This is a genomic window from Xylanibacter ruminicola Ga6B6 (genome assembly GCF_000687715.1).
In the GTDB taxonomy this organism is placed as follows: domain Bacteria; phylum Bacteroidota; class Bacteroidia; order Bacteroidales; family Bacteroidaceae; genus Prevotella; species Prevotella ruminicola_B.
In genome coordinates, this window is record NZ_JHXD01000042.1 from 1 (window position 1) to 8,038 (window position 8,038).

Consider the following 8,038-nt stretch of genomic DNA (forward strand, 5'->3'; position numbering starts at 1 on the left):
CCCTTCAGGATAATGTAAAGTTCCTCGTGAGTCTTGTGGGTGTGCAGGAAACCGCTGTCCTGACCAGGAACGAGTGTCTGGAAACTCAGTTCGCTGCCAGTTGCACCTACGGCCTGACCTGCAAATACTTTGCCCTGAATGGTTACGTTCGGTCCCATGGGGAGCACGTGCTCGATAATCTCACTCATCTTACCTACGCTTACTGCGCTGTAATTCTTACCACTCTTAATTGTCTCAATCTGTTTCATAATTCTTATTCGTTTAAAATGTTATTTGTTCGTTTTGACGCTGCAAAGGTACAGCGAAAAAAACATTCCCACAAGAAGGCACTTTTTGGTGAGATAGTTACCAAAAAGTAGGAATTGTGATGTTATCGGGCTTCTGCGAAAGTGACGTTAACTTAGATTAACCAAGTGTGATTTGGTAATTCAGTAACTATTGGTTACCTTTGCGGAAAAATTAGAAGTTATGGCAGATATCAAAGCTGAATATTTAGCCTGTCCCATCAGGCAAGTAGTGAGTCGTTTCGGCGACAAGTGGTCTATGCTGGTGCTCTATATGCTCCACACCAGCGAGACGGGCGTATTGCGTTTTAATGAGATTCGTCGCCTGATGACGGACTGTTCCCAGAAGATGCTCTCGGCTACGCTGAAAAACCTGGAGCAGAGCCATCTGGTACATCGTGAGGTCTATCCGGAGGTCCCTCCCCGAGTGGAATATTCCCTGACAGAGACAGGCAAATCGCTGATGCCAGCACTTACGGCTCTGATAGCTTGGGGCAAGGAACATTTCAATGAAGTGGTAACCGATTGAAGGTATGGCACTCCCCAAGTTCATCATCACAATGGATGGCGTGTTTCGCCTCGGCATGGTCAATCAGCATAAAGACCTGCTGAAACCTGGCGATCAATGCATCGGTGGCGGCTATTATCATTTCGACTATACCACCAACCGCATCCTGCTCGACAGGGAATCATACGACTTTGGTCGGCCCAAATGGCATCTGCTCGATACGCTGAAAGTTCCGTCAGTCTATCGTGGGTTACGACTTATCTATACCTACGATGACGGTTTTCACGATGATTTCAATGTCAGCGAGGAACTGAAGATTGAGTATTATGACTGATTTTGAATCCTAGGCACGATACACTTCATGTCGAGGTTTTGCTAAAAGAATCCGTGCCAGAATGACAATCGCTGAAGTCAAACTGGCACGGATTTAAACTCGCTAAACTATGCTGACAATCCATTAAACTCAGTTAAGCATTCTTATGTTTCCTCGCCAGATATTCTATTGCCAATACAGGCCATAGAGGCACTTTGCGTATGTTGGTTCTCACAGCAGGAATATCACACAACAGGAAGACAGACGCCAGGAGCAGGGCAAACCAGATGACGTAACCATACACCTGTTTAATAGCTACGAGCATCATAGAATGCAAATAACTATTGCCCATGAACGCGCCGAAATCAAATTGTGAGAGGTCGAGGTTTGTGAGTGTCAGCTGACGACCATAGTTCATCATGTCCTCATTCAGGAAATGCGAGAAAATGGTGGTATAGAAACCATAGCCCATAGCACCACCAAGATACATGTGCGGGATGTTGAACACGAACAGTCCCATAAAGAACATCTCAAGACTGGGTACCGATTCATCCAAAGCCCACATCAGGGTTGGTGCAAGAACACCATAACCAAAGCCGCGGAGCATGATTGACAGTTGGTATTGCTCGATGTTCACCGCCATACCCAACGTGGAATACATCAGCAAGGCGTAAGCGCTGATGGAGAGGAAGGCTATACCTATCAGTTTCCATACCTTCCACTTCTGAACCTTTAGCCAGTAGAGGTCGAACGCTATACCCAGGAACATGCCTGGCAATGCCCACATATATTGACTCTCCTTGGTGAGTTCTTCCAATCCGACGACCTCTGTGTAGAGTATCTCCTCCAGTGTATGCTCGGCACCGAAAGCCAGTTCTGCCAATATGGTAACGATGAGAATAGGTACCACGTTGCGGCATTTCAACAGTCGCAGCTCGACGTATGGATAGCGATTGTGAATCAGTCGGTAGAGGGTGAGTCCTGCAAAGATGAGTGCAAATGCCCCCACCATTCTGATATACCGGTTTGCGAACCACCTGTAGTGATCACCATAGACAAAGATGTACGAGAACAGAAGCATCGTGACACAGATGAGCAGTGCGCCCTGCCAGTCGGTCCCCTTCAGCGAGAACCTGTTGGGCATAGGACAGAACGGACGACACAGAACAATTTGTGTCAACAGCACAAACGACATGGTGCCTACGGTAAAGGCGTGCATCATCTGCCAGGTAAAATGATGCCCCATCCAGGCAGCAAGCCATCCCCCACCCTCGATGGCGGTGAGAAGGATGATGTGGAGCACAGGGAAGAACACGGCGAAGTCGCGCTTTGGCGTAATCCACAACTGGATGTTGCTCATACACTCGAATGTTCCTTGAATCTTGGCAATGCCTGCAATGAAGCATGTTACAACAAGTACAGGCATCGACTGACTATTTATCGTGATAACGTTGCAGATGCCCATCACGATGGCCGAGGTACATAGCAACTGCTGATTGGTGAAGCGGAATTTCATCCTAAACAACATAGGAAACCACATAGCCATGCCCGCAAGCGTGGCATAGAGCAGGAACATCACATCCTCTATCATGAAGTTGGTGGTGCCACGAATCTCGTCGAGAGCACCCAGATATATACCTCCCGAGAATTGGAAGCACAGAGCCGTAAGGACGTAAATCCAAGGCTGCAACTTGCGAGGCACCCACCCTTTCATCATCGGCATAGCAAAACCCATGCCTGCTGGTGGCGGTGGTGCCTTCATCAAAAACTCAGTCAGCTTTCCCATTACTCTTCTACTTTGCAAACCACGTTATAGCCGCCATGCAGCTTGTTCACCTCATCGCAGGCATCAATCCGTACACGTACCGTCACGCGCTGCTCTACCTTAACAAAATTGCCAGTTGCATTGTCGATAGGAATCAACGAGAACGCACTGCCTGTAGCATCGCTGATACGCTCTACCACACCTGTATATTCCACATCAGGAACAGCATCGGCAGTAAAACGCACTTTATCGCCCACCTTGATATTTGGCATCTGCGACTCCTGATAGTTGGCCTCCACCCATTTCTCATGTTTGTCAACGATGCTCACCATTGTCTGACCGGGATTAACCAGCTGCCCCACATGGATATCCTTGCTACCCACCACACCATCGCAAGTGGCAATGATGTAGCAATACGAGAGGTTCAGTCGGGCTATCTCCACCTGTGCACGAGCCAGTTCGATGGCAGCTTCTGAAGCTGAGAGATGATGTCCTTGCTCTGCCACAACAGCCGTCTGTGTGTTGCGCGAACGAAGTGCCTGCTCATATCCGGCCTTGGCACTCAGATAACCCGTGTGGACATTGTCATACTGCTGCTGGGTGACGGCATCCTGTTCCAGCAGTTTCTGAAAACGCGCATCCTCTCTCTTTGCATTCTCCATCTGCACACGAGCAGCTTCAATGCCTGCTTCGGTCACGCCGATACTGGTCTTAGTGGTATGGATACTGCTTGCTGTACCCTGCGAACCGCGCTCAGCACGGGTCAAATCGGCTTCTGCCTGAGCCAGACGAAGTCGGAACTCGGCATCCTCAATGACAACCAGCGTATCGCCCTTCTTCACCTCCTGAAACTCATTGAAGCGCACCTCGCGGATAAAACCCTGCACGCGGCAGTTCTGTGGCACGATATTCTGGCACACACGGGCATTATCCGTCACCTCGCCACCACCGAAATACATAAACTGACTGGCTGCATAAACAGCGCCGCCTACGATACAAAGTATCACAATCGCATTATAAATATAAGTCGTAATCTTATTCTTTTCCATCTTTATAGTGTATTTGTTATATATTTAAGTTTGAAATAATTGTAAAGCATGCTGATGCGGGCATTCACCAAAGCCATATCGGCAGAAAGTTTCATGTTCGAGGCATCGAGCATATCGGTGAGCAAAGCCAGGTCATTATCGTAACGGTTCTTCACCACCGTATAGTTCTGATTGGCCAGTTCAACCTGTTTCTCCTGTGTGCTCACCTCTACTGAACTGGTCAGCAGATTGGTATAGCAGGCCTGTACACCATTCTCTACGCCTTCGCGTGCCAACTGCACACTTTGGCGAGCCTGAGTGCTTTCATGTCTTGCCTTACGGATAGCATGCTTGTTCTTCCAGAGACTTGACAGATTATATTTCACACCAATGCCAACAAACCACACGTTAACGTTGGCATCCTTTGGAATCAGATCGGAGGTATATGGACCCGCGAGGTTGTTTTCTGCCACTACAGCCACCGATGGTCGCGAGGCTGCACGCGTGTTTCTGACTTTCTGTTCCGATATTTCTGTGGCAAGCGAAGCCTGACGGATATCGATATTGTTTTCTGCTGCAGTCTGTTGCCACAACTCTTCTGAGGTGAGCGTCTTGAGCGCCATACCTTCCTCTTCGACCGACTGCGTATCCACCTCAAAATCCTCTCCCTCAGACAGATGGATGGCTGTGCTCATCTGATGACGGATAATCTTCTGTGCATCATCAAGCTGGGTCTTTGTAAGCAGAAGACTTTGCAGTTGCAGTTCGTATCGTGTGATGTCGTTCTTCAACACCGTTCCCTGTTCTCTGCGAGCCTTCATCTGTTCGATGACTTTTTCCGTCAGCTCTATGTTTTTTGCTATCACTTGCAGCTGGTTCTGCAGTTTGCAGAGGTCAAGGTAATAACCGGTAAGCAAGAAACGTACCTCCTGACGATTCTTCTCCACATCAAGCTCTGCCAACTGGCGTCCCAGCTTTGCCATTTCAATGCCTGAGCTGATGGCCCCACCAGTATAGATCACCTGACTTGCCTGAGCGGTGAAGCTGTTGCCCCAATGTGGTGTGGGCTGCTTGCCATTCTGCACCTGTTGAGGGCCCAACCCAGGAACGATATACTCCGTGGTGCCACTGGTTGAGAAACCTCTTGACATCAGGAATGCATTGCCCGTATAAGAGCCTTGCACACCGAATTCAACACTTGGCAGCATGGCTGATTTTGCCGATGCCACCCCTTCTTCTGCTGCCTTCAATGCCGCTTCGCTCACCTTAATGTGCTGATTCTGACGGTCAGCCAGGTCAAAAAATGACTGAAGACTCATCTTGTGCTGTGCATACGAAGGTACACAGCAACTTGCTCCGACTATCATCGAGACTGTCAGAGCACAAAAATACTTGTGACTACTCATTACAAAGAAATTTTTTTCTCTTATAATTCATTACTCGTACTAAAAATATTCCTTCCCTCGGAAATACGAATAATGAACCTTCATGGTTCGGACAAACCTCCCGTTTGCCACAATGCGCTACAAACCTCTCGGATTAGGGAACAAATCCAAAGAAGAATTTCGAGCACTATTAATTACGAAATCCTAAAAACGGCTGCAAAGGTACAAAAAAAACGTCAAACACAATACACTTTTCATCTTAAAAAATCGAAAAAGTGATGCTCTGTAGCGTTCGCGAAATCAACTTTTTTTATTCATCGGGCCAGGGGGCGAAGGGGAGTTCTAGCTCTATCCATTGGGGACCTTTTTGTGGCGATGAGGTGGCCTGATTGGATACTCCCAAGCCTAACAAACGGATAGGATGCGAGTGAAACTCTACTCCTTGCATCAGTTGTTTGGCCAATGGCAGAATATCATCTTTTGTGCAAAGAACATGATCCACAGTGATGCTGCGGGTGATTTGTTTAAAATCCAGGAATTTAACCTTAAGCGTCAACGTACGCCCCTCAAAATCGTTTTTCTCGATACGGCGCACCAGCTCCATCACCGTTTGATATAGGTGGATGGTAACAGCAGCATTCTCGCTGATATCCGTCTCAAAAGTCTGTTCGCAGCTCACACTTTTCCGCTCCCACTCACTGATTACAGGACGGGTATCAATACCTCGCGCAAAGTCGTAAAACACCTGCCCCATCTTACCAAAGTCCTGAGTCAATCGTGCCAGCGACGTGTTCCTCAGATCCATACCCGTAAAAATGCCCATACGGTGCATCTTCTCAGCCGTTTTCTGACCCACGCCCCAAATTTTCTCCACCTTCAGCTGGGCAATAAAGTCGAGCGCCCTGTCGGGGTGAATCACTGTCAGTCCATCAGGTTTGCGCCAGTCAGAGGCAATCTTAGCCAGAAACTTACAGTAGCTTACACCTGCCGACGCCGTCAGTCCGGTAGTCTCACGTATGCGCTGCTTTATTTCGCGTGCGATATCCACACCCAGTTCTATCCCCCGCTTATTCTCCGTTACATCCAGAAAAGCCTCGTCCAGCGATATCGGCTCAATCAGGTCGGTATAATCGTGGAATATCTCGTGTAGCTGCATCGACACCTCTTTATATCGCTGATAATGCGGCTCAACGATGATAAGCTGCGGACACAGACGCTTAGCCAACTGTATAGATTGCGCCGAATGCACCCCGAACCGTCGGGCCTCATAGCTTGCAGTCGACACCACGCCACGTTCCACGTCGTGCCCCACCGCTATCGGCTTGCCCTTCAGTTCCGGATTATCGCGCTGCTCTACAGCCGCGAAAAACTGGTCCATATCCACATGAATAATCTTCATTCCTACTCAGTAACTGTTGAATCTGTATCAACGTCCTTAATTAATTCGCTCACCATGCTGCCTACGGCAATCAGGATTACAAACACAATAAATGCACCTTCCATAACAATAATCTTTTTTAAGTTCGACAATTAAGTTATCGGGTGCAAAATAAACCGGAGGGTGTCCCAAAAGTTGGGACACCCCTTAGAATTTTAATATCTTTTAAGCGCTTCCTCTATCATTTCACGTATTTTCACACGAATTTCCTGTGGTTCCAGCACTTCTATGCCATCGCTGTGGCGCAGCAGCTCGCCCAAAAAGTCGGATGTTGGTCGGATATCGAATGCAAAATCCGTATAATCGGGTGTCGAATCCAGCTCACGCTGCGAGTGGTGCAGGGGCAACGTGCGCAGGTAGTTCGGCATCCACTTATGGGCACGCACCACTACATGTGTCATCGGCGTATTATCTGTCAGTACACCATAGTATTCTGTAAAATACGCCTGCGGCGAGAAGTTGGCTGGCATCTCAAAGGTCTCGTCAGTTATTTCCATCATCGTCATACGGTCGAGGGCGTATATACGCATCTGTTCCTCATCGTTAAGTGCCAACAAGTACCAGCGCTGGTGAAACAGCTTCAGGGCATAGGGACAAACCACCTTCTCATAACCCTCAGCCTCAAACTTCTTGTACCCCATACGCAAACGGCGGTTAGTGTGTATGGCGCGAATAATCACGTCGAGAAATTCCACGCCAGCAGGTGCATTTTCAAGCACCAATCTATCCTTCACAGCCACACTATCGGCCAGCACGCCATGCACAGTAAGTGTAGAGAACAGCCAACTTTCAACAGCACCATCGTTCAGTGCATCCATATTACTGATGTAGTACTTATACGTTTTCGGCTCGCAATCGATAATGATGCCAAACATAGCCAGGATGGAGTCGCGATGGCGGTTAAACGTCGAACGCTGCAACGGGTTGCCGTCGATTACGCCATCATCCTTCCACTTCTGGTTCAGTTCTTCCAGGGTCAGTTTATGATAGGCCCTGAGCGTATTAATAATCCAGATGTACTGGTAAAATATCTGAGCTGGTTTCATGCCTGCAAAGATACGAATAAGTGAGTAAAAAGCCAAATAAATAAGCAAAAAAATCCCCTCCCCACCCTTTTACGTCTGTATCAGGCGAACCCTGACCTTCGGTCGAGGTTACTTCCATAATCTTCATTTCAAAAATCCTTATGCAACTGCGTCACAGTGTCACTGCGTCACACCGTTATGTCTTTTCCTGATTTTGGTTGACAGTTTATTGCTTTTTTCCTGATATAGTTGACAGTCGCTTTACTGAATAAGTTGACTCTTTACTGGAATC

General features: G+C 48.0%; 7 protein-coding genes and 1 pseudogene. 2 read left to right on the top strand and 6 right to left on the bottom strand.

Translation table 11 applies throughout. The annotated features are described in order from the left end of the window. A pseudogene (locus T500_RS0114485) lies at window positions 1–248 on the bottom strand (cupin domain-containing protein); the annotation flags it as partial. A 220-nt stretch (window positions 249–468) separates the two neighbouring features. On the opposite strand from T500_RS0114485, the gene T500_RS0114490 reads away from it, so the two are divergent. Both T500_RS0114490 and T500_RS16570 read left to right on the top strand, forming a co-directional pair. Next, the gene (locus T500_RS0114490) at window positions 469–813 is read left to right on the top strand and encodes a winged helix-turn-helix transcriptional regulator (protein WP_028908700.1); all 345 of its coding nucleotides are present in this window, start codon (window positions 469–471) and stop codon (window positions 811–813) included. Between the two features lie 55 nt (window positions 814–868). Beyond that, window positions 869–1,126 carry a hypothetical protein gene (locus T500_RS16570; RefSeq protein WP_155267582.1) on the top strand — a complete coding sequence of 86 codons (258 nt, stop codon included), beginning with the start codon at window positions 869–871 and terminating at the stop codon, window positions 1,124–1,126. 133 nt (window positions 1,127–1,259) lie between these two features. Here T500_RS16570 and T500_RS0114500 read toward each other — a convergent pair whose 3' ends face one another. The 5 genes from T500_RS0114500 to T500_RS16140 all read right to left on the bottom strand — a co-directional run bounded on the left by T500_RS0114500 (window position 1,260) and on the right by T500_RS16140 (window position 7,767). Next, complete coding sequence (locus T500_RS0114500) at window positions 1,260–2,891, bottom strand: hypothetical protein (protein ID WP_028908701.1); 1,632 nt, start codon at window positions 2,889–2,891, stop codon at window positions 1,260–1,262. Then, the gene (locus T500_RS0114505) at window positions 2,891–3,919 is read right to left on the bottom strand and encodes an HlyD family secretion protein (RefSeq protein WP_028908702.1); all 1,029 of its coding nucleotides are present in this window, start codon (window positions 3,917–3,919) and stop codon (window positions 2,891–2,893) included. The genes T500_RS0114500 and T500_RS0114505 overlap by 1 nt, the downstream gene beginning before the upstream one ends. A 2-nt stretch (window positions 3,920–3,921) precedes the next feature. Next, entirely contained in the window at window positions 3,922–5,304 is a 1,383-nt protein-coding gene (locus tag T500_RS0114510) for a TolC family protein (RefSeq protein WP_028908703.1), read from the bottom strand. A 289-nt stretch (window positions 5,305–5,593) separates the two neighbouring features. Further along, complete coding sequence (gene dinB, locus T500_RS0114515) at window positions 5,594–6,682, bottom strand: DNA polymerase IV (RefSeq protein WP_028908704.1); 1,089 nt, start codon at window positions 6,680–6,682, stop codon at window positions 5,594–5,596. A gap of 194 nt (window positions 6,683–6,876) precedes the next feature. After that, window positions 6,877–7,767: a helix-turn-helix transcriptional regulator gene (locus T500_RS16140; RefSeq protein ID WP_036909250.1), complete on the bottom strand. Its 891-nt coding sequence runs from the start codon at window positions 7,765–7,767 to the stop codon at window positions 6,877–6,879. Between the last annotated feature and the right edge of the window lie 271 nt (window positions 7,768–8,038).